19 protein-coding genes are annotated in these 21,876 nt (G+C 67.0%); 13 read left to right on the top strand and 6 right to left on the bottom strand.

Annotation, left to right across the window (positions count from 1 at the left end; genetic code table 11):
- Nucleotides 1–80 precede the first annotated feature (80 nt).
- The 7 genes from aptA to ACZK45_RS06755 all read left to right on the top strand — a co-directional run bounded on the left by aptA (nt 81) and on the right by ACZK45_RS06755 (nt 8,680).
- Nucleotides 81–1,433 carry an omega-aminotransferase AptA gene (gene aptA / locus ACZK45_RS06785; RefSeq protein WP_478445615.1) on the top strand — a complete coding sequence of 451 codons (1,353 nt, stop codon included), beginning with the start codon at nt 81–83 and terminating at the stop codon, nt 1,431–1,433.
- Nucleotides 1,434–1,496: 63 nt separating this feature from the next.
- Nucleotides 1,497–2,375, top strand: coding sequence for a plasmid replication/partition related protein (locus tag ACZK45_RS06780; RefSeq protein ID WP_032127886.1), 879 nt, complete (start codon nt 1,497–1,499; stop codon nt 2,373–2,375).
- Nucleotides 2,376–2,494: 119 nt separating this feature from the next.
- Nucleotides 2,495–3,781, top strand: coding sequence for a DUF445 family protein (locus tag ACZK45_RS06775; RefSeq protein WP_107432504.1), 1,287 nt, complete (start codon nt 2,495–2,497; stop codon nt 3,779–3,781).
- A gap of 291 nt (nt 3,782–4,072) precedes the next feature.
- The gene (locus ACZK45_RS06770; protein WP_478445614.1) at nt 4,073–6,298 is read left to right on the top strand and encodes a TonB-dependent siderophore receptor; all 2,226 of its coding nucleotides are present in this window, start codon (nt 4,073–4,075) and stop codon (nt 6,296–6,298) included.
- Between the two features lie 107 nt (nt 6,299–6,405).
- A complete protein-coding gene (locus ACZK45_RS06765) occupies nt 6,406–6,720 on the top strand; it encodes a DUF3649 domain-containing protein (protein WP_125893479.1) in 315 nt (104 codons plus the stop codon).
- Nucleotides 6,717–8,354 (top strand): PepSY-associated TM helix domain-containing protein, encoded by a 1,638-nt coding sequence (locus ACZK45_RS06760; RefSeq protein ID WP_071228416.1) that lies wholly within the window; start codon nt 6,717–6,719, stop codon nt 8,352–8,354. The genes ACZK45_RS06765 and ACZK45_RS06760 overlap by 4 nt, the downstream gene beginning before the upstream one ends.
- Nucleotides 8,351–8,680 (top strand): DUF3325 domain-containing protein, encoded by a 330-nt coding sequence (locus ACZK45_RS06755; RefSeq protein WP_032127891.1) that lies wholly within the window; start codon nt 8,351–8,353, stop codon nt 8,678–8,680. Before ACZK45_RS06760 ends, ACZK45_RS06755 begins: the two co-directional genes overlap by 4 nt.
- Nucleotides 8,681–8,963: 283 nt before the next feature.
- Here ACZK45_RS06755 and rlmKL read toward each other — a convergent pair whose 3' ends face one another.
- Both rlmKL and ACZK45_RS06745 read right to left on the bottom strand, forming a co-directional pair.
- Nucleotides 8,964–11,102: a bifunctional 23S rRNA (guanine(2069)-N(7))-methyltransferase RlmK/23S rRNA (guanine(2445)-N(2))-methyltransferase RlmL gene (rlmKL, locus tag ACZK45_RS06750; protein ID WP_478445613.1), complete on the bottom strand. Its 2,139-nt coding sequence runs from the start codon at nt 11,100–11,102 to the stop codon at nt 8,964–8,966.
- 145 nt (nt 11,103–11,247) lie between these two features.
- A complete protein-coding gene (locus tag ACZK45_RS06745; protein ID WP_014036558.1) occupies nt 11,248–11,775 on the bottom strand; it encodes an alpha/beta hydrolase in 528 nt (175 codons plus the stop codon).
- Between the two features lie 72 nt (nt 11,776–11,847).
- On the opposite strand from ACZK45_RS06745, the gene ACZK45_RS06740 reads away from it, so the two are divergent.
- The gene (locus tag ACZK45_RS06740; protein ID WP_180838443.1) at nt 11,848–12,414 is read left to right on the top strand and encodes an N-acetylmuramoyl-L-alanine amidase; all 567 of its coding nucleotides are present in this window, start codon (nt 11,848–11,850) and stop codon (nt 12,412–12,414) included.
- A 432-nt stretch (nt 12,415–12,846) separates the two neighbouring features.
- On the opposite strand, the gene ACZK45_RS06735 is transcribed toward ACZK45_RS06740, so the two are convergent.
- From ACZK45_RS06735 to ACZK45_RS06725, 3 genes are all read right to left on the bottom strand, one after another.
- A complete protein-coding gene (locus ACZK45_RS06735) occupies nt 12,847–13,749 on the bottom strand; it encodes a sulfurtransferase (RefSeq protein WP_478445612.1) in 903 nt (300 codons plus the stop codon).
- Nucleotides 13,746–14,549, bottom strand: a complete 804-nt coding sequence (locus tag ACZK45_RS06730) for a CoA pyrophosphatase (RefSeq protein WP_032127895.1) — start codon at nt 14,547–14,549, stop codon at nt 13,746–13,748. The genes ACZK45_RS06735 and ACZK45_RS06730 overlap by 4 nt, the downstream gene beginning before the upstream one ends.
- Before the next feature lie 136 nt (nt 14,550–14,685).
- A complete protein-coding gene (locus ACZK45_RS06725; protein ID WP_032127896.1) occupies nt 14,686–15,387 on the bottom strand; it encodes an FKBP-type peptidyl-prolyl cis-trans isomerase N-terminal domain-containing protein in 702 nt (233 codons plus the stop codon).
- Between the two features lie 167 nt (nt 15,388–15,554).
- Here ACZK45_RS06725 and ACZK45_RS06720 point away from each other — a divergent pair, with 167 nt between their 5' ends.
- Genes ACZK45_RS06720 through nth form a run of 3 tightly spaced genes read left to right on the top strand, consistent with a single transcriptional unit; the run spans nt 15,555 to nt 17,387 of the window.
- Nucleotides 15,555–16,337 carry an enoyl-CoA hydratase/isomerase family protein gene (locus ACZK45_RS06720; protein WP_032127897.1) on the top strand — a complete coding sequence of 261 codons (783 nt, stop codon included), beginning with the start codon at nt 15,555–15,557 and terminating at the stop codon, nt 16,335–16,337.
- Between the two features lie 4 nt (nt 16,338–16,341).
- A complete protein-coding gene (locus ACZK45_RS06715; protein ID WP_049399879.1) occupies nt 16,342–16,695 on the top strand; it encodes a hypothetical protein in 354 nt (117 codons plus the stop codon).
- The gene (gene nth, locus ACZK45_RS06710; protein ID WP_253143314.1) at nt 16,695–17,387 is read left to right on the top strand and encodes an endonuclease III; all 693 of its coding nucleotides are present in this window, start codon (nt 16,695–16,697) and stop codon (nt 17,385–17,387) included. Before ACZK45_RS06715 ends, nth begins: the two co-directional genes overlap by 1 nt.
- Before the next feature lie 81 nt (nt 17,388–17,468).
- Here nth and ACZK45_RS06705 read toward each other — a convergent pair whose 3' ends face one another.
- Nucleotides 17,469–18,701 (bottom strand): porin, encoded by a 1,233-nt coding sequence (locus ACZK45_RS06705; RefSeq protein WP_032127900.1) that lies wholly within the window; start codon nt 18,699–18,701, stop codon nt 17,469–17,471.
- A 552-nt stretch (nt 18,702–19,253) separates the two neighbouring features.
- Here ACZK45_RS06705 and pstS (ACZK45_RS06700) point away from each other — a divergent pair.
- Together pstS (ACZK45_RS06700) and pstS (ACZK45_RS06695) are read left to right on the top strand one after the other, a co-directional pair.
- The gene (gene pstS / locus ACZK45_RS06700) at nt 19,254–20,270 is read left to right on the top strand and encodes a phosphate ABC transporter substrate-binding protein PstS (RefSeq protein WP_478445611.1); all 1,017 of its coding nucleotides are present in this window, start codon (nt 19,254–19,256) and stop codon (nt 20,268–20,270) included.
- A gap of 511 nt (nt 20,271–20,781) precedes the next feature.
- On the top strand, nt 20,782–21,870 hold the full coding sequence (gene pstS / locus ACZK45_RS06695) for a phosphate ABC transporter substrate-binding protein PstS (RefSeq protein WP_125895763.1): 1,089 nt from the start codon (nt 20,782–20,784) through the stop codon (nt 21,868–21,870).
- The last annotated feature ends 6 nt before the right edge of the window (nt 21,871–21,876 follow it).

Genomic DNA, 21,876 nt, shown 5'->3' with positions numbered 1-21,876 from the left:
TTTGGTTATACCGGGACCGCCGCGACTCCACCGTGACGCGGCTGCGCTACATTCGTCGCATCGGACCCGATGGAGCTGGCATGAAGCGTCCCGAAAGCGACCTGCACGACCTGGCCACCCAGCGTCCCGAGTCACTGGACGCGTACTGGATGCCGTTCACCGCCAACCGCCAGTACAAGGCCGCGCCGCGCCTGCTGGTACGCGCCGAAGGCATGCACTACGAGGACGTCGACGGCCGCCAGATCCTCGACGGCACTGCCGGCCTGTGGTGCTGCAACGCCGGCCACGCCCGCCCACGCATCGTCGACGCCATCGTCGAGCAGGCACGTACCCTCGACTACTCGCCGGCCTTCCAGATGGGCTCGCCGCCGGCCTTCGCGCTGGCGCAGCGGCTGGCCGCACTGGCGCCTGCCCCGCTCAACCATGTGTTCTTCACCAGCTCCGGCTCCGAGGCGGTGGATACCGCGATGAAGATCGCGCTGGCCTATCACCGCCAGCGTGGCGAGGGCCAGCGCACCCGCTTCATCAGCCGCGAGAAGGCTTACCACGGGGTCGGTTTCGGCGGCATGGCGCTGGGTGGGCTGCCCAACAACCGCAGGGCGTTCGGCCTGCAGCTGGGCGGCGTGGACTACCTGCGGCATACCCTGGACCTGCCGCGCAATGCGTTCAGCAAGGGCCTGCCACGCCAGGGCGCGGAGCTGGCCGACGACCTGGAACGGCTGATCGCGCTGCACGATGCCTCGACCATCGCGGCGGTGTTCGTCGAGCCCATTGCCGGTTCGGCCGGGGTGATCCTGCCCGCGCCCGGCTACCTCCAGCGCCTGCGCGAGCTGTGCGACCACCACGGCATCCTGCTGGTGTTCGACGAGGTCATCACCGGTTTCGGCCGGGTCGGCATGCCCTTCGCCGCGCAGCGCTTCGGGGTCACCCCGGACCTGCTGACCTTCGCCAAGGCGGTCAGCAACGGCGCGGTACCGCTGGGTGGCGTGCTGGCCAGCGACGCCGTGCATGCAACCCTGATGCAGGCACCGCCGCAGGCCATCGAGCTGTTCCATGGCTATACCCATTCCGGCCATCCGCTGGCCTGCGCCGCAGCGCTGGCCACGCTGGAGGTCTATGCCGAGGAGCGCCTGTTCGAGCGTGCCATCGAGCTGGGCGAATACTGGCAGGAACGGCTGCATGCGCTGCAGGGCCTGCCCAACGTGATCGACATCCGCAACTTCGGGCTGGTCGGCGCGGTCGAGCTGGCGCCGCGCCGCGATGCCCCCGGCAGCCGTGGCTACGAGGTGTTCCGGCGCTGCTTCCAGGACGGCCGGCTGCTGGTGCGCTGTACCGGCGACATCATCGCGCTGTCGCCACCACTGATCGTGGACAAGGCGCAGATCGACCAGATCACCGGCATCCTGGGCGAGATGATCAGGGCCACCGCCTGAGCCCGGGCCGGCGGTGGCGAGCGGGTACAATGGGCGGTTCCGCTCCTGCTCGCTGCCGTGCCCATGGATATCGTCGTCAAAGAAGAACTCAAGGCCTACATCGACCCGCTGACCGCGGACGAACATGACGCGCTGGAGCGCAGCATCCTGGCCGAAGGCTGCCGCGATGCGCTGGTGCTGTGGGGTGATGTGCTGGTCGATGGCCACAACCGTTTCGGCATCTGCCAGAAGCATGGCCTGCCCTTCAATACCGTGCAGAACACCCGCTTCCAGAGCATGGAAGACGTGCACCTGTGGATGATCGAGCAGCACCTGGGCCGCCGCAGCGTGTCCGACTTCCAGCGCGGCGTGCTGGCGCTGCGCAAGCGCGACATCCTGGCCGCCCGCAAGCAGATCGAGCAGGCGCAGCTGCAGCGCGAGAGCGACGGCACCGCCGAAGCCATCGAGGACGCGGGTGAGGACAGCCCGCCGTGGGAACCGGCACCGAAGATCAGCCGCGCCGAGCTGGCCCGCGAGGCCAAGCTGAGCACCAGCCAGGTCGGCATGATCGAACGCATCCACGCCCAGGCCGCGGCCGAGGTGGTGGAAGCGGTGAAGGCCGGCGTGATCTCGATCAGCGCTGCTGCTGCCGTGGCCGACCTGCCGGAAGACGAGCAGCGCGCCGCTGCCGCCGGTGGCAAGGATGAGCTGAAGCAGGCCGCCAAGCGCGTGCGCGAGTCCAAGCGCAAGCCGCGTGCACCGAAGCCGGAAGCAGCCGAGATGGACTTCGAGGAAGCGGACGAAGAGCAGATCGCCAGCCGCGACGCCGAGGTGCTGTCGGCACTGGAGCAGCTGGGCGAGGATGCCCCGGCGCTGCGCCGCCGCGTGGTCGCGCTGACCCGCGAGAACGACACCCTGCGCGCGCAGCTGGCGGCGTTGCGCAAGCAGCTCGAAGCGCTCTGAGCCAGCGGGTAGTCGCCGCTGGTGGCTGCCCAACCCCATGGACGTTCCGGGTGCGTTGCGGATGCCGGCCAGCGGCCGGCACTACCAGATGCTCATGCCGTGCCGGTTAGACTTCCGGCATGACGTCTGCCAACGATCCGCGCCGCGCACAGCTGCGGCGCCTGAAAGCCCTCGCGCTGGGACTGCTGCTGTTGATGCTGGCCGGTTTCGCGGTCAGCCACTGGCAGGGCGAGCGCGGCATCTGGGCCTGGGTCTCGGCCTTCTGCGAAGCAGCGGCCGTAGGCGCACTGGCCGACTGGTTCGCGGTCGTCGCGCTGTTCCGGCGGCCGATGGGCCTGCCGATCCCGCATACGGCAATCATCCCACGCAGCAAGGAACGCATCGGCGACAGCCTGGCCCTGTTCGTGCGCGACCAGTTCCTTGAACCACAGGTCCTCTTGGCAAAGCTGCAGGTGTTCGATCCGGCCAGCCGCCTCGGCAGTTGGCTGGCCGATCCGGCGCGCTCACGGATGCTGGCCGACATGGCCCGCGGCTGGGCCTTGCAGGCACTGGACTTCTTCGACGAAACCGCGGTGCGCCGGCAGCTGCACGCCTTCGTGGTGCAGCAACTGCGGCAGTGGAATGCCGCCGCCACCGCCGGTGAGCTGCTGGCCCTGCTGACCGCCGATGGGCGCCACCAGCGCGTGCTGGACGAGGGCCTGCAGCGCTTGGGGCGCTGGCTGGAGCAGCCGGAAGTGAAGGAGCGCGCCTCGCAGCTGATCGTGCGTTACATCCAGCGCGAGTGGCCGACGCTGTCGAGCACGGTGAACTGGGTCAAGCCGATCGACGAGATCGGCGATAGCCTGGCCGAGCGACTGGCGCGGGCGGTGCTGGAAGAACTGCAGCAGGTGCTGGCCGAGCCGCAGCATCCGCTGCGCCAGGACTACGAGAGCTGGCTGCAGAACTACGTGCAGCGCCTGCGCGAGGACCCGGCCCTGGCCGAGCGCATCGAACAGCTCAAACAGGAAATGATCGACCACCCTGCCCTGCAGGAGTACGTGCAGGGGCTGTGGGCGCGCATCCATGCCAGCCTGCGCGCGGACCTGCAGCGTGAGGATTCTGCGCTGGTCGGCCACCTGCATCGCAGCCTCGCGTCACTGGGCAGCAGCCTGCAGGCCGACCCGGCCCTGCGCGACGCGCTGAACCAGCATCTGCTGGAGGGCGCCCAGCGCCTCACCGGCCGCCTGCGCGAAGGCGTGACCGCGCACATCGCGCAGACCGTGAAGAGCTGGGACGAACGGCATCTGGTCGAACAGCTGGAACTGAGCGTGGGCCGCGACCTGCAGTTCATCCGCTTCAACGGCACCCTGGTGGGCGGCCTGATCGGCCTGCTGCTGCACGCCGCGACGGTGGTGTTCAGGTTCTAGGACCCCATCCGGCAGTCGATCCACGCTCTGCGTGGAGACGGAATTCGTCACGCTTGATTAACGAAATGCGAATGCCTATCATTTGCCGATCGGTTGTACGCTTAGCCAAGCGGGGCACGGAAGCACGCACCTACCCGCCCCTTCGCCCGTGTACATCCCCCGACTAACGGGTCGCCCGCACCAAGCGGGTGGCGCACCGTCGATGGGACTCGCTGGGCGACGTGCGCGAAGCGCATGGCTGCTGTGTCTGCGCATTCCATCGCCTGTTTCGTCCTGCATGGAATCGCACCGATGGCAATGCCGTTGAACCACCCTCATCCCACTCTGCTGGCCCTGGCCGTGACCGCACTGATGATCGCCCCGCTGGCCCATGCCGACGGCACTGCCGATCCTTCCGCGCGCACGCTGGATACGGTCCAGGTCACCGCTGACGGCGATATCGTCGACAGCTATACGGTCAAGCGTGCCAGCACGGCCACCAAGCTCGGCCTGTCGCTGCGCCAGACACCGCAGTCGATGACCGTGGTCACCCGCCAGCGCCTGGACGACATGGGCCTGTTCTCGCTGTCCGATGTGATGGGCCAGGTCACCGGCGTGGCGGTATCGGTTACCGACAGTGAGCGCATCAACTACGTCTCGCGCGGCTACAACATCACCAATTTCCAGGTCGATGGGATGCTCAACACCTTCGGTGGGTACATCAAGACCAACACCGACAGCGTGATCTATGACCGCATCGAAGTGGTGCGCGGCGCAACCGGCCTGACCACCGGTGCCGGCGATCCCTCGGGCACCATCAACTTCGTGCGCAAGCGTCCTATCGACAGCTTCCAGATGAGCGCCAACCTGACCCTCGGGCGTTGGGGCAACCAGCGCCTGGAGGCCGACCTCGGTGGCCCGGTTGCGCTCGACGGCCGCATCCGCGCGCGCGTGGTGGCGGCCAAACAACAGAGTGACTCGTTCCGCGATGTCTACAAACTGGACAAGGACGTGTTCTACGGCATCGTCCAGGCCGACATCACCGACACGACCCTGCTCGAGGCCGGCTACGAATACCAGTCGCCGCGCACCACGGGCGTGACCTGGGGCGTGGTGCCGTACTGGGGGTCCGATGGCCAGCCCGCCAACCTGCCGCGCTCGACCAACCTGTCCGCCCGCTGGAGCAGTTGGCCGATCATCGAAAAGAGCGCATTCGCACGCCTTGAGCAGCAGTTGGGCAACGGCTGGACCGCGAAGGCCGCCTATACCCGCTCCAAGCGCGAAACCGACGGTGCGGTGTGGTATGGGGCCTCCGGCTACCCGAATGCCGATGGCAGCGGCATCAGCGCCTTCGTCGGCAGCTTCGGCGAGAACGGCGACATGCAGGTGTTCGACTTCAACGTTGGCGGTCCGTTCCGGCTGTTCGGCCGGGAACACGAGCTGGTGCTCGGTTTCGGCCAATCGGTGCGCAAGGGTGACGTGCCTGCCACCGACACCGCTGCCTACCCGGACAGCTACACCCGTGTACCCGATTGGCACCGCTGGAACGGAGACGTCGCGCCGCTGCAGGTTACCCGCCTGGGCTATCTGGCTTCTGAAGACGAACTGCGCCAGCGCGCGGCCTATCTGGCGACGCGCCTGCAGCTGGCCGATCCGTTGACCGCGGTGCTTGGCGCGCGCTACGGCAGCTGGGAAACGCGTACCTGGAACTACACCCATGACGCCGCCGGTCGCCTGACCGATACGCGTCGCGGCGGCTACAAGCCGGACGACTCGCTCACTCCGTATGCCGGCTTCATCTACGACTTCAACCGCTACTTCAGCGGCTACGTCAGCTACACCGACATCTTCCAGCCGCAGAACTACCGTGACCGGGACAACAACTACCTCGAACCGGTGGTCGGTGACATGTGGGAGGCCGGCGTCAAGGCCGAGTTCTTCGACGGTCTGCTGAATGCTTCCGCGGCCGTGTTCAAGGGCCAGAAGGACAACGTTGCCGAGCTTGATGACTCGGTGCCGGAAAACTCGCTGCCGGGTGGGGTCAGTGCCTACCGCTCCACCGGCAAGGGCAACAAGGTCAAGGGCTGGGAGATCGAAGCACAAGGCAGCCTTGGTGAGAACTGGAACCTGGCGGCCGGCTTCACCCACACCGTCAGCCGCAATGCGCAGGGCGTGCGCCAGAACACCGTCGTCCCGGTCGATCTGTTCCGCCTCAACGCCAGCTGGCGACCGGGCGGTGCTGAAGGCCGCTTCTGGCTGGGCGGTGGCGCCACCTGGCAGAGCGGAATCTGGAGCCTGAGCAACAAGCCGCGTGCGGATTTCCTGACCAGCGGCAAGCGCGACCGCGTGGCAATCGAACAGGGCGACATCTACCTGCTCAACCTGTCGGCGGGCTATCGCTTCAACGAGAACTTCACCGCGCAGGTAAACGTGAACAACCTGCTGGACAAGAAGTATTACAACCGCGTCGGTTTCTATGACGGCGTGTTCTGGGGCGAACCGCGCAATGTGACGATGACACTGCGCTGGAAGCTCTGACCCTCGATGGATGGCACCGGTTCTGCGACCGGTGCCCGGCCACGGATGGCCAACCCCGGCGCGCTGCGGTGCGCCGGTTCCTTTTCACTGAAACCTGCAGGAACGCCGTGGACCGCTCGCCCGCAACCGCCAGCCCCCGCACCTTCTTCTCCAACCCGCGCTGGGGCGTGCTGTCACGCTCGCTGGCGGCGATCTTCGGCGGCTACACGCTGGCTTCTGTGACCAGCGTATTCTGCGCGGTGGCGCTGCCCGGCGCACGTGGCCAGACCGTGCTGACCGGCATGCTGCTGGCCATTCTGGTGGCCGCCTGCGCGGCGCTGTGGGCGTTCGCCACCCGCAGTGCGCTGCGTGCGTGGGTCGGCATCCTCGCCCCCACCCTGCTGATGGCAGTCATCGCGCGCATGCTGGGGGCCTGGGCATGAAGAACGGATTCCGCCAGTCGATGGCCTGGCTGCACACCTGGACCGGCCTGCTGGTCGGCTGGCTGCTGTTGCTGATTTTCATGGCCGGCACGGCCAGCTACTACCGCGAGGAAATCAGCCGCTGGATGCGCCCGGAACTGCCCTCCAGCAACGTCAGCATCGATGTGGCCGCGCAGCGTGCCGTGGACTACCTGCAGGCCAACGCCGCGCAGGCCGAGAACTGGTTCGTCACCCTGCCACAACCGCGCAACCCCGCCATGCAGATGTTCTGGCGGCTGCCGCCGGAGCTGGCCGACCCCAGCCGTGGCCGTCGAGGGGGCTTCGGCGACGCAACACTGGACCCGAACACCGGGCAGGCACTGAAGGCCCGCGAGACTCGCGGCGGTGATTTCTTCTACCGCCTGCATTTCGACCTGCACTACATCCCGGTGCTGTGGGCGCGCTATCTGGTCGGCTTCTGTGCGATGTTCATGCTGGTGGCAATCATCACCGGCGTCATCACCCACAAGAAAATCTTCAAGGACTTCTTCACCTTCCGCAAGGACAAGGGCCTGCGGTCCTGGCTCGATTTCCACAACGTCAGCGCGGTGATGGCCCTGCCCTACCACGCGATGATCACCTACACCGGCATCGTCACCCTGATGATCATGTACCTGCCGTGGGGCGTGAAGGTGGCCTACCCGCAGGACGAGGATGCCTTCTACAGCGAGGCCTTCGGTGGCATGCCGGAGGTGACTGCACCTGCCGAAGGCCGCGCCACCCCGCTGCCGATCGCGCAGCTGCTGGACAGCGCGCGTGCACACTGGCACGGCGTGGAAGTGGCCGGCTTCACCGTGTCCAACCCGGGCGCGGCCAATGCGGTGATCGACATCCGCCAGCGCGACGGCAAGCGCCTGTCCACCGACACCCCGGCCGTGCGCTACGACATGGTCAACGGCACACTGCTGGAAGAAACACCGCCTTCCGGTGGCGCCACCGCCACCCGCGGCGTGCTGTACGGCCTGCACCTGGCGCGCTTCGCCGACTGGGGCCTGCGCGCACTGTTCTTCCTGTCCGGCCTGGTCGGCTGCCTGATGGTGGCCAGCGGCGTGGTGCTGTGGGCGGTGAAGGAACGGCCCAAGCACGCCAAGAGTGGCCGCACCGGCTTCGGCTTGCGCCTGGTCGATGCGTTGAACATCGGTACCGTGGCCGGCCTGCCGATCGCCTTTGCAGCGTACTTCTGGGGCAACCGCCTGCTGCCGCTGGACATCGCCGAACGCTCCAGCGCCGAGGCCAACGTGTTCTTCTACGCCTGGGGCGCGGCACTGCTGGCCGCCTTCATCTGGCCGAAGCGGATGATGTGGGCCTGGCAGCTGTACCTGGGCGCAGCCGCGTTCGCGCTGGTGCCGGTGGTCAATGCGCTGACCACGCATGCGCATCTGGGCAACACCCTGCGCAACGGGGACTGGGTGCTGGCTGGCTTTGATCTGTCGATGATCGCGTTCGGCGCGATGCTGGCGCTGTGCGGCTGGCGCATGCAGCGCTGGACACCACCGCTGAGCGCGGCCGAGAAGAAGAAGCGTGCAGCGGCGGCGGCGGCGCCCAAGGCCCCGGTGGACGCTGCAGAAACCGCCGAAGCGGAGGCCAGCGCATGATGCTGCTCGCGTTGACCCTGTCGTTCTCTGCGTTCACCGCGCTGTCGCTGGCGATGGAGAAGCACCAGCACGACCTGCACGGCAAGGCTGCAGCCACCCCGGCACGGCGCACGCAGTGGCGGGTGCTGGGTTGGGCCCTGCTGACGATAGCGTTCGCATTGTGCGTGGTCGACCACGGCTGGGCGATGGGCCCGGTGCTGTGGCTGGGCGTGATGACCGTGGGCGGCGTGGTGCTGTCGTTCGGGTTGTACCCGTACCGGCCGAAATGGATCGCGCCGCTGGCGATCGCGCTGCCCGTGGCCGGGCTGCTGGTGGCGTTGCTGTAACCGCCATCCACGCATGGCGTGGATCTACTGAACGGCCATCCACGCATGGCGTGGATCTACTGAACAGCCATCCACGCATGGCGTGGATCTACTGAACAGCCATCCACGCATGGCGTGGATCTACTGAACAGCCATCCACGCATGGCGTGGATCTACTGAACAGCCCTCCACGCATGGCGTGGATGTACCGGCCAGAGATGGGGAGTGCCGGCCGCTGGCCGGCATCCCATGAACCCTCTGCGGATCTGACACCGTTGCCGGCCAGCGGCCGGCATTACCGGACTTACCCCAACCGCTTCAGTTCCCACGCGCGGTGGATGCGCGCGTTGCGCTCGAAATCCGGGCCGATGGTGCGTGCGGTGATCTCGCGGCACTGGGCAAATTCGGCGATGGCGTTCTCTTCCAGCTTGAAGCGGCGGAAGTTGTTGGAGAAGTACAGCACGCCACCCGGCGCCAGCCGCGCCACCGCCGCGCGCAGCAGCTTCAACTGCTCGCGCTGCACGTCGAAGTCATCGGCGCGTGCGGAGTTGGAGAAGGTCGGCGGATCGCAGAAAATCACGTCGTACTGGCCACGGTCGCCTTCCAGCCAGGCCATCGCATCGGCCTGCACCAGCAGGTGCTGGTTGCCGCCCTGCCCGTTCAACGCCAGGTTGTCGTAGCACCACTGCAGGTAAGTCGCCGACAGGTCGACGCTGGTGGTGCTGGCCGCACCGGCCACGGCGGCCTGCACGCTGGCCACGCCGGTGTAGCAGAACAGGTTGAGGAAACGCTTGCCACGCGCCTGTTCGGCCATCATCCGGCGCAGCGGGCGGTGGTCGAGGAACAGGCCGGTGTCCAGGTAGTCGAACAGATTCACCTGCAGCAGCGCGTTGTTCTCGCGCACCACGATGAACTCGTCACGCTGCTCGAAACGGCCGTACTTGCTGCCGCCCTTGCCGCGCTCGCGCGACTTCATCGACACCTGTTCCGGCGGCACGCCGAATACTTCCCGTGCAGCGGCCAGCAGTTCGTTGCGGCGGCGGCGCACGTCGTTCTCCGGAATCGCCGCCGGTGCGGCGTATTCCTGCACGTGCAGGAAGGTACGGCGCTTGCCACCGTCTTCCTCGTAGACATCGATGGCCGCCGCGTATTCCGGCAGGTCGGCGTCGTAGGCGCGGAAGCAGGTGATGTCCTCGCGGGCACGCCAGCTCTTGAACTTCTTCAGGTTCTTGCGCAGGCGGTTGGCCACCATCTGCGCACCTTCGCTCAGCTCGCGCGGCTGCGCCGGGTCACGGCCCGGCACGGCGATCGGGTCGCAGACGATCAGCGCGCATTCCAGCGCACCGTTGAACATCTGGTACTTCTTGCCCGCACGCAGGCCGGTGGCAAAGGCCAGTTCGTCGTTGCCGCACAGCAGGCTGGCGCGCCACTGCGGCACCGCCTTCTGCAGGGCATTGCCCAGTGCGCGGTACAGCGCCGGGTCGGCGGCCAGGCGTTCGTCATACGGCGGGTTGCAGACCACCGCACCGATCTCCTGCTCCGGCGCGGCCAGGTCGGCCACATCGGCGCGGGTGAAGCGGATCGCGTGGGCGACGCCCGCGACCTCGGCATTCTCGCGTGCCGCCTGGATCGCGGTCGGGTCGATGTCGCTGCCGTGGATGACCGGCTTCAGCGCGGCCAGGCCAGCCGCTTCGCGGTCACGCGCCTCGCTCTGGATGCTCTTCCAGGTCGCCTTGTCGAAGCCCAGCCAGCGGCTCGGCGGCAGGCTGCCGTGGCGCATCAGGCCGGGCGCGACGTCGGCGGCCATCAGCGCGCCCTCGATCAGCAGCGTGCCGCTGCCGCACATCGGGTCCAGCAGGCCGCCACCGGCGGCGTGCAGCCGCGGCCACTGCGCGCGCAGCAGCAGCGCGGCGGCCAGATTTTCCTTCAGCGGTGCCTCGTGAGCGGCGCCGCGCCAGCCACGGCGATGCAACGGGCCGCCGCCGAGGTCGATCGACAGCGAGGCACGGCCTTTGCGCAGTGACAGGTTGACGCGCACATCCGGCAGGTCGGTGTTGACCGACGGGCGCTCCAGACCTTCATCACGCATGCGGTCGACGATGGCGTCCTTGATCCGCTGCGCGGCAAAGCGGGCATGGGTGATCTTGTCGCCCGACACGTGCGCGTCCACCGCCAGGGTCATCTCCGGCTTGAGGTGCTCGTGCCACGGCAGCGCACGCACGCCGTCATACAGGGCCTGCTCGTCCGGGCACTCGAATTCGTCGATCGGCCACAGCACGCGACTGGCCAGGCGTGACCACATCACGATCCGCAGCGCCTGCTCCAGTTCGCCCTCGGCGTTGACGCCGGCAATGGTGGCAGTGGCCTTGCCAAGGCCCAGGGCCGACAGTTCATCGGCAAGCAGGTATTCCAGGCCCTTGGCGCAGGAGACGAAGAATTTCACAGGATCGGTTCGCAGGTGGTCGGGCGCGGCACTGGGGCCGGGCCAGTCGGAAAGGAGGGCCGTAGGCACGGCCGGCAAGCCCGCGCCGGGGGCGGCGGGGCTGCCATTGTAGTCAATGCGGGCGGGCGCGCCGTGCGCCCGGGCTTCACAGTTGCCGCAGCAGGCGCTCGAAGGCCTGCGCGGAGGCCTCCACGTGGTGCTCCAGGCGGTGGCCGTCGTCGACCAGCAGCAGCTGCGCGGAGCGCGCCTGGGCCCAGGCGATCACTCCAGCGGCCGGCACCACGTCGTCATGCCAGGCCTGGACCACGGTGGTCGGCACGGCGGCGGCGTCCAGCGCCGGCATCGGGCCCATCGTGGTCGGCGGCACCATCAGGAACAGGCCGGCGACCGGGACCTGCAACGAGGCGATGGCGGAGATGTAGGCGCCCAGGCTGGAACCGGCCAGCACCACCGGACCCTGCCGGGCGGCGATGGCGGTGCGTTCAACCAGGCGGCGCAGGCGGGTCGGCACGTCACCTACGCGGCTGACCTCGCTCATCGCGTCCAGGTCTGTATAGTCCGGGCGCTCATGAGTCCAGCCCAGGCGCTGCGCCACGTCGGCCAGCGCGGTGACCTTGGTCGCCTCCGGGCCGCTCTCGAAGCCATGGGACAGGATGCAGTGGCCGCGGCTCATGCGCGTGCTCCGTGGGCGCGGGCCAACGAGGAAAGGGAAGGCAGGTTCATGCCGCAATGCTAGCATCGCCGGATGCCCAACCCGCTCCTGCCCGGCCTGCAACTGCAGCCCCTGCCCTACGAAGACCGTCTGCCACTGCGCGACCCGGCCACGCTGGAGATGGTGGTGATCCACTGCACCGAGCTGCCCGACCTGGCGATGGCCCGCGAGTACGGTGAGCGTGTGCTGTACGACAGCGGTGCCGGCAACAGCGGCCACTTCTACATCGACCGCGATGGCAGCGTGGTGCAGTACGTGGCGCCGGAGCGCGTGGCGCATCACGTGCGCGGCATGAACGCGTATACGCTGGGCATCGAGCTGGTCAACACCGGGCGCTACCCGCACTGGTTCGACAGCCGCCAACAGGCGATGGACGAGCCCTACACCGAGGCACAGCTGCAGGCGCTGGAAGGCCTGCTGCAGGCGCTGGTGGCGCACTATCCGTCGCTGCGGCGGATTGCCGGGCATGACCAGCTGGACCTGGACCAGGTGCCGGCCAGCGACGATGCGACGCTGACGGTGGCACGCAAGCGTGATCCGGGGCCGTTGTTCCCGTGGGCGCGGATCCTGGCGAAGGTGCCGTTGCAGCCGGTTGGGTGAGGGTTTGCAGGGCTGCGCCCTGCACCTGCAGAAGCCTAAGCCAGAGCAACAGCAGAAGCTGACTTCCTGAGGGGAGGCGAGGTGGGTCCGGTTGCGGGGGGCGCTGCAAGTCCCCCTCCGGGGCCCGGCCCAGCCGCTGGCGGCTGGGCGTTCGGGCGCTTGCGAAGCAGTGCTTCGCAAGCAGAGCGCCCTCACCCATGTAAGCTCGGTCGCGCCATCCATGGCGCTCACGCCCCCGCAACCGGACCCACCCCGCCTTCGACAGATTCCTGCTGCTGTTGGTGGGTGCCGACCGTTGGTCGGCACGGGATCGAATCGATCGGAGGGTGCCTTTGTAGAGTCGAGCCACGCTCGACTGCTCTTTGCGTGCGAATCGGGCACGAGGGGGGCAGAGCCGTTTTCCGTTGGAAAACGGATCCGACCCCGCGCGCCTCAGGCGCCGGTCGCCACCGGGCGGCTGCTGTCGCTGACCCAGCCGCTCCAGGAATCGGCGTAGATGCGTGCGCCGGACAGACCGGCCGCTTCCATCGCCAGCAACAGGTGGCAGGCGGTCACGCCGGAGCCGCACATCAGCACCACCTGCTGCGGATCACGGTTGCCGATCACGCCCTGCAGTTCGGCGCGCAGTTCCTGTGCATCACGCAGGCGGCCGTCGGCGACGTTCAACGCAAACGGACGGTTGACCGCGCCCGGCACGTGGCCGGCGACCGGGTCCAGCGGCTCCACTTCGCCGCGGAAGCGCTCGCCTGCGCGTGCGTCGACCAACCAGCCCGGCGCGTGCTTCAGGCGTGCGCTGATTTCCTCGGCATTGGCGATCTGAGTGGTGTCGAAACGGCCTGGGTAAGCCGGCAGCGCGGTCACCTCATCCTGCCCCGTCGCCAAGGGATGCCCTGCGCCCTGCCATGCGGCGATGCCACCATCAAGCACGGCCACCTTGCTGTGCCCGAACAGGCGCAGCAGCCACCACAGGCGCGAGGCGGCCATGCTGCCATCGCTGCCGTCGTAGACCACCACCTGGGTGTCGGGACCGATGCCCCACTGGCCCAGTTTCGCGGCGAAGGCATCGCTGTCCGGCAGCGGGTGACGGCCGTGGCCGCTGCGGGTCAGATCCGACAGGTCCCGATTGAGGTCGGCATACACCGCGCCCGGAACATGCCCCGCCAGATACTGGCCGTTACCCGCCTGCGGATCGGCCAGCGAGGAACGTGCATCGACCACGCGTACGGCGGTACTGGCGGTGGCACGTGCGTCGACCACACGCACACCTTCGCCCAACACTGCGGCCAGGGTGGTGACATCGACCAGGGTGGTCCACGGCGGATCGATCGGCTTCATTGCACTTGCTCCAGGCGGCGACGCAGGTTGTAGAGGATGGCGGCGGTGGCGCCCCAGATGCGCTGGCCGGGCCAGCCATATTCGAGGACGTGGCGGACGCGGCCGCGATGATTGATTTCGACCTGGTGCAGGTTGTCGGCTGCCATCAGGTAATCGAGCGGCACTTCAAACACTTCGGCCACTTCACTGGGCTGTGGCACCGGTACGAAATCCGGATCGACCACGGCCACCACCGGCGTGACCCGGTAGCCGGTGATCGTCACGAAGGGATCGAGATAGCCCAGCGCCTGCACCTGGCCGGGCGCCAATGCGATTTCCTCCTGGCTCTCGCGCAGTGCAGCGGCCAACGCATCGCGGTCATCGGGTTCGGTGCGGCCACCGGGGAAACCGACCTGGCCACCATGGGTACGCAGGGTTTCGGTGCGACGGGTGAGAATGACCTGTGCGCCGTTGGCGCGCGGCACGATGCCGGCCAGTACGGCGGCTTCCACCGGGGGCCCGGGCGGCAGCAGATCGATCAGTTCACTGCGGTTCCAGCCGTCGCCGGCCGGCGGCTCGGCCAGTGGATGCAGCGCGCGCATCAGGCGCTCGTGATCAGCCAGCGAGCCGCGCAGTGATTGCTGCAGCTGTTCACGCAGAGGTTGCACGCGATGCAGGATGCGGCTGCGTTCCTCGTTGCTCATCGACGACCACCGCGCGATCTCATCGATATGCCGCCCGCAGCCGGTGCATTGCCGGTGCGGATCCAGCGTGCACACTCCGATGCAGGGACTTGCGACAACACGCGCCGTTTTTTCCATTGTTTGCACCCGGCAACAGTAGCGCGATCGGGCTGAATTTGCGCGGGGTCAATATGCAGTGCACGGCAGCGTCGCGCTCCGCGCAAACAAAAACGCGCCGGTGGGATCACCGGCGCGTTTCGTTTACCGCTTCGATTTACTTGACGCTGACCAGCTTGATCTCGAACTGCACAGCCACGTTCGGCGGGAACGGGGTGCGCGGGTCGGCACCGTAGGCCTGGTCCGGCGGCAGGGTGACTTCCCACTTCGAGCCAGCCGGCATCTGCAGCAGGGTCTCGCGCATGGCCTTCATTTCGACTTCGCTGACCTTGATCGACGGAATCTGCTGGGCCGGGCGGGCTTCGGTCGGGCGCTGGCCGTACGGGAACGGACCGGCCACTTCCAGCTGCACGGTGCTGGCCTGGGTCGGCTTGGCGCCCTTGCCGGCTTCGATCACGCGGTACTGGACGCCGCTCGGCAGGGACTGCACGCCGGCCTTGGCCTTGTTCGCCGCGATGAACTGATCGCTCTTGGTCTTGTTTTCGGCAGCAGCCTTTTCGTACTCGGCCTTGGCAGCCTGGGCACGGCCCTGCTCGCGCTTCTGGAACGCTTCAACGGCCGGCTTCAGCTGGTCGGCGGTGATCGCCGGCTGCTTCTTGGCGTAGGCGTCCTGCAGACCCTTCACCACCGAGTTGATGTCCAGCTGCTCACCACGACCGGTCAGCTCCGCCAGGTTGTTGCCGTAGTCGTAACCGAAGTAGTAGCTCAGCTTGCCCTTTTCGGACGAGACGTCCTGGGCGAAGGCATTGCCCGTCAGGGCCAGGGCCGCGACGGCGACCGCGATAGAACGCAACTTCATCAAACAGTTCTCCAGGGGTGGTAACTCAGGGACGTTCTGCGCCGCCCTGAGGCGACGGGTTAGGATAACGGGCACAACGTGTAACCGCTACTCACGATGCAGGCTAAGACCCGTCTGCGTTGGCGGAGTTCAATCTCACTTTTTTTTAACGTTTCAGGAGTTTCCCCGTGGCCGATGCCCTGATCGCTGTCGCCGACGACGGCGCCATCCGCACCGTGACCGTCCAGCGCCCGGACAAGCTCAACGCCTTGAATGCCGCGACCCTGCAGGCGCTGACCGAGGCGTTCAGCGCTGCCGCCGCCGACCCGGACGTGCGCGTGGTGGTGCTGACCGGTGCCGGTCCGAAGGCTTTCGTGGCCGGGGCCGACATCGCCGAGATGAACACACTCAGTGCGGTTCAGGGACGTGATTTCTCCCTGCTCGGCCAGGCCCTGATGCGCCAGATCGAGCGCATGCCCAAGCCGGTGATCGCACGCGTGAACGGCTTCGCCCTGGGCGGCGGGCTGGAGCTGGCCATGGCCTGCCACCTGCGCATCGCTGCCGATACGGCCAAGGTCGGGCAGCCGGAGATCAATCTCGGCCTGATTCCCGGCTTCGGCGGCAGCCAGCGCCTGCTGCGCCTGTGCGGCCGCGCCGCCACCCTGGAGCTGTGCCTGCTGGGTGCACCGATCAACGCCGCGCGTGCGCTGGAACTGGGCATCGTCAACGAGGTGGTGCCCGCCGATGCGCTGGACAACCGTGTACAGGACATCGCGCGCCAGCTGGCACGCTCGGCCCCGCTGGCCCTGCGTGGCCTGCTCGACGCGGTACACGTGGGTGGCGAATGCAGCCTGGAGGCTGGGCTGGAGTACGAAAGCGCGCAGTTCGGCCTGCTGTTCGCCACCGAAGACATGCGCGAAGGCACCAGCGCCTTCCTGCAGCGCCGCCCGCCGGCCTTCCAGAACCGCTGACGCCATGGCATCCCGACCCAACCCCGCGCAGCTGTTCGCCCGGGTCCAGGCAGACGATCTCGATGGCGCCCTGCAGGCCGGTCTCATGGACTACGTTGCCCGTGCCGGCGACGAACAGCTGCTGCCCGGCCACCCGGACCTTCCACGACGCCTGCAGCAGGCCCAGCAGCAGCTGCACGCGGCCTGGGCCGCACGCGAACGCTACCGTGCCCGTGCCGTGCGCCTGGCGCGCCGCGAGGCCGAACGCGATGCGCGACGCACGCCAGCCCCGGCGCCGGACGTGAAGCCCGCCCTGCCCCCGGCCGCCGCCGCGATTCTCGCCCGGGCCAAGGCCCGCGCCACCGGCAAGGAGCAGTAATGGCCGGTGCGAAGAAGACCCCGCGCGCGCCGGCGCGACGCGGTGGCAGCATGCCGCGCGCCGATGTGGTGGAAATGTTCACCCGCCTGCGCGAACTCAATCCGCACCCGAAGACCGAACTGGAGTACAGCTCACCGTTCGAACTGCTGGTGGCGGTCGCGCTGTCGGCGCAGGCCACCGACGTGGGCGTCAACAAGGCCACGCGCCGCCTGTTCCCGGTGGCCAATACCCCGGCAAAGATCCTCGCGCTTGGCGAGGACGGGCTGAAGCAGTACATCGCCACCATCGGTCTGTTCAACGCCAAGGCGAAGAACGTGATCGCCACCTGCGCGATCCTGCTGGAGAAGCACGGCGGTGAAGTGCCGCGCGATCGCGATGAACTGGAAGCGCTGCCGGGCGTGGGCCGCAAGACCGCCAACGTGGTGCTCAACACTGCGTTCGGTGAGCCGGTGATGGCGGTGGACACGCACATCTTCCGCGTCTCCAACCGTACCGGCCTGGCCCCGGGCAAGAACGTGCGCGAAGTGGAAGACAAACTGGTGAAGGTGATTCCGGCCGAGTTCCTGCTCGACGCGCATCACTGGCTGATCCTGCACGGACGTTATGTGTGCAAGGCGCGCAAGCCGGATTGCCCGGGCTGCGTGATCGCCGACCTGTGCCGGTTCAAGGAAAAGACCCCGGCCGAGGCGTGACGGCGTTCGTGTTGTGACGAAACGAAGACGGCGGGCACAGGGCCCGCCGTCTTTGCTTGTAGACAAGAGTGCTTCAGGACATCAGAACGACAGGTCGCCCCAGACGCCGAACTCCTTGGTCTTGTCGTTCTTCTTGTCGCTGGCGTTGGCCAGGTGCGTGTACTTGTACACGGTCGACAGCTTGAGGTTCTTCATGACCGGGAACTCGACACCGACGTTCCAGTACTTGTCGCTCAGGGTCGGGTCCAGCGTCTTGCTGACGTCGGTGTCATCGTAACGACCGAACACGTTGATGCCGCCGTCGGTGACGCGCACGCTGCCCCACACCGACCAGCCGCTGGTCTTGTCGGTGGCAACGGTCATCACGTTGTTGAGGTTCTTGGCCTGGAAGTACTCGCCACCGACGCGGAAGTCGCTGCTGGCGTAGGCCACCATCGCATTGGCGCGGGTGTAGGTGTTCTCGGCGCTCTGGATGTCGGTTTCCTTGCCCAGCTTGCCACTGTAGCCACCGACGGCAACCACGAAGTTCTCGTTCGGGGTATAGGCCGCGCGGCCTTCCACGTCCATGCCCTTGCTGCGGGTCGGGTTCTTGTAACCGGCGCCGGACACAACCGAGACCGCGTAGTTGAAGTTGTTGCCCAGGTTGCCGAAGCCATGCAGGCCCCAGTCGGACGAGTTGCCGTACTTCAGGCGGTCGGTCAGGGTGTTCTCGACATAACGCATGCCGTAGAACTTCTCGACATACGGAATCCACGGCATGTCGGCGGCACCGACGCGCAGGTTGAAGGCCGGGTCGAAGCTACCCTGCACGTAGGCCTTCTTGACGAACAGTTCGGTGTTGCCGATGGCCGAGCTGTACTGGAAGTCGGTGGTCAGGTTGGCCGACCAGATGTCGTTGAACTTGTGGTCGACGGTCAGGTAGAAGCGCTTGACGTCCAGACCGGTGCCGCTGGCGGCGGTGTCCTTGCCGTTGCTGGTCTTGTCGATGTTGGTCAGGTCGAAGAACATGCGACCGCCGATCTTGTTGTCATTGACCAGCTTGGCCAGCTTGTCGACGCTGGTCTGGGTCTTCTGTGCACCTTCCAGGGCCTGGGCCTGGGTGATGTTCACTTCGGACTGCGCATCGGACTGTGCCTGCAGCGCCTGCGAATCGTTCTGCAACTGCTGGACCTGGGCCTGCAGGGCAGCGATCTGCGCCTGCAGCTGCTGCAGCTGTGCCTGGGATACGCCCGTGCTGGCGGGAGCTGCGAAGGCGTCGGCGGAAACCAGACCGAGGCTTGCAACGACCGCGGCGGCGAGCAAATGGGAACGCATTTTGGATTTCTCCAGAGGGTTGGAATGGCTTGGGCAGAACGCCACGCCGGCAGGCCGGTCAAGCGTTTTGCGAACATTCCGTTAAAACCATGACAGCCGAATGACAACCTGAGCACCAACCACAGATTTCTTCGTGCGGTCATGCGTACGACTCATTTGCCGCCACATGCTTGTCGATCCCTTGCCGCATATGGCGTCACGTATCAGCGTCCCGGCCCGGGCCGACCGCCGCGCAGCGCTCACCTGCATTGATGGTTTCGTGCGGATGACGCGGCATCACTGCGGAATGCCAGGCCGGGATGGCATTGACGACCACACCGGGCAGTCCATCAGCGACATATAGAACGTGATCGCAACCGGGCCACGTCCGTCTCCGGCGCATGGTCATCACGTTGCCCGCAGCACTCAGAACCTTCACGCCCCTGGCTGTGCGGGCGCCGGGCAGCGCTGTAACGGTTGCGTCATACAACGGTCCCTGCGCTGTCATCGAACCGTTATGGAATGTGCGCCGGGCGGGTAACCCCGCATCCCAATCAACCCAGGAGCCACCCCGTGATCCACGCCTTCAAGTCGCGCGTTGCCGTTGCCGTCATCGCAGCGTCGTCCGTGTTCGCCGCCAACGCCGCTGAAATCACCGGCGCGGGCGCCTCGTTCATCTACCCGGTGATGTCGAAGTGGTCGGCCGACTACAACGCCGCCACCAGCAACAAGGTCAACTACCAGTCGATCGGTTCCGGCGGTGGTATCGCCCAGATCAAGGCCAAGACCGTTGATTTCGGCTCCTCCGATGCTCCGCTGAAGCCGGAAGAACTGGCCGCTTCGGGCCTGGCGCAGTTCCCGTCGGTGATCGGCGGCGTGGTGCCGGTCGTCAACGTGGCCGGCATCGCCCCGGGCGCACTGAAGCTGGACGGCACCGTGCTGGCCAACATCTTCCTGGGCAAGATCAAGACCTGGAACGACCCGGCCATCGCCGCACTGAACCCGGGCGTGACCCTGCCGAGCGCCAAGATCACCGTCGTGCACCGTTCGGATGGTTCGGGCACCACCTTCAACTTCGTCAACTACCTGTCCAAGGTCAGCCCGGAGTGGAAGAGCTCGGTCGGTGAAGGCACCTCGGTCCAGTGGCCGGCCGGCATCGGTGGCAAGGGCAACGAAGGCGTTGCCGCTTACGTGAAGCAGATCAAGGGCGGCATCGGCTACGTCGAACTGTCCTACGCGCTGCAGAACAAGCTGTCGTACACCGCGATGAAGAATGCCGCCGGCCGCTTCGTGCAGCCGAGCGACGCCTCGTTCGCCGCCGCTGCTGCCAGCGCCGACTGGGCCAGCGCCAAGGACTTCTACCTGGTGATGACCAATGCCCCGGGCGCCGAGTCCTGGCCGATCACCGCCACCAACTTCATCCTGGTGCACAAGAAGCCGAAGAACCCTGCCAACGGCAAGGCCACCCAGGAGTTCTTCCGCTGGGTCTACAAGAGCGGCGACGCCCAGGCCCGCCAGCTGGACTACGTGCCGCTGCCGGACAGCCTGGTCCGCCAGATCGAGACCTACTGGTCGCAGAACCTGAAGTAAGCAAGCGCGTTCCCCCGCAGGAACGGGATCGGCGGGTCCTCTCTCCCCCGCCGATCCCACCCCGGGCGCGAGATCCTCGAGATCTCGCGCTCTTCTTGTTTTTGGGGGTTGGACGTGAAGAGCGCTGCGCTTCCAATCTACTGGCCGGAGCCGACGCAGGGCCCAGCCCGGGACACGCCGTAAATCCGTCCATGGGGGCTCGATCGCGCCATCCATGGCGCGAACGGTCCCGGGCTGGGCCCTGCGCCGACTCTGGACAGTTCATCGGGGGCGCGGTGGGGTCATGAAAGGCAGGAGCAAAGGCAAGAGCGTTTGTAGAGCCCCGGCCGTCATATCGGTGCGCAGATCCGGGGTCTCCGGGGGTCTCCCGGACCGTGGCCAACTCCGTGAAACCCTTGTCAGAACGTGATCCAGGACACCCCTGTCATGGTCGTAATACGGCTGTAACAAAAACATCATTTCATAGCCGCATCCGCCGACGACGTCGGCTCTTCCCCGCTATGGAGTGACCATGAAACTGCACTCGGCCGGCCTTGCCGCCCTTTCCCTGGCCATCGCCCTGGGCCTGTCGGCCTGCGGTGGCGACAAGCAGGCCGCGCAGCAGCCGGCTGCCGACGGTGCCGCCGCCCCGGCCGCTGCCGGTGCCAAGGTGACCGCCGAAGTGTCCGGCGCGGGCGCGTCCTTCATCTTCCCGCTGGTCTCCAAGTGGTCGGCTGACTACAACACCAGCACCGGCGCCAAGATCAACTACCAGTCGATCGGCTCCGGTGGCGGCATCGCCCAGATCAAGGCCGGCACCGTCGACTTCGGCTCCTCCGACAAGCCGCTGAGCAGCGAAGAGCTGGCCCAGGCCGGCCTGGCGCAGTTCCCGTCCGCCATCGGCGGCGTGGTGCCGGTGGTCAACATCGAAGGCCTGGAAACCGGCAAGCTGCGCCTGAGCGGCGCCCTGCTGGCCGACATCTTCCTGGGCAAGGTCAAGACCTGGAACGACCCGGCCATCGTCGCCGCCAACCCGGGCGTGAAGCTGCCGGACGGCAAGATCACCCTGGTCCACCGTTCGGACGGTTCGGGCACCACCTTCAACTTCTCCAACTACCTGTCCAAGGTCAGCCCGGAGTGGAAGAGCAAGGTCGGCGAAGGCACCTCGGTGCAGTGGCCGGACGGCGTCGGTGGCAAGGGCAATGAAGGCGTCGCTTCTTACGTGAAGCAGATCAAGGGCTCGATCGGCTACGTCGAACTGGCCTACGCGCTGCAGAACGGCATGCCGTACACCGCCATGCAGAACGCGGCCGGCAACTGGGTCGAGCCGAGCGCGGAAACCTTCGCCGCTGCGGCCGCCAGCGCCGACTGGGCCAGCGCCAAGGACTTCAACCTGGTCATCACCAACGCCCCGGGCGAGCAGGCGTGGCCGATCACCGCCACCAACTTCATGCTGATGCAGAAGCAGCCGAAGGACGCCAAGCGCAACCAGGACACCCTGGCCTTCTTCAAGTGGGCCTTCGAGAACGGCCAGGCCCAGGCCAACGAGCTGCACTACGTGCCGCTGCCGGCCGAACTGGTCAAGCAGATCGAGGCCTACTGGGCGACCGACCTGAAGTGATGGACA

Source organism: Stenotrophomonas sp. 63632_Sma (assembly GCF_056482875.1).
This window is presented reverse-complemented; position numbering and strand designations above follow the sequence as displayed.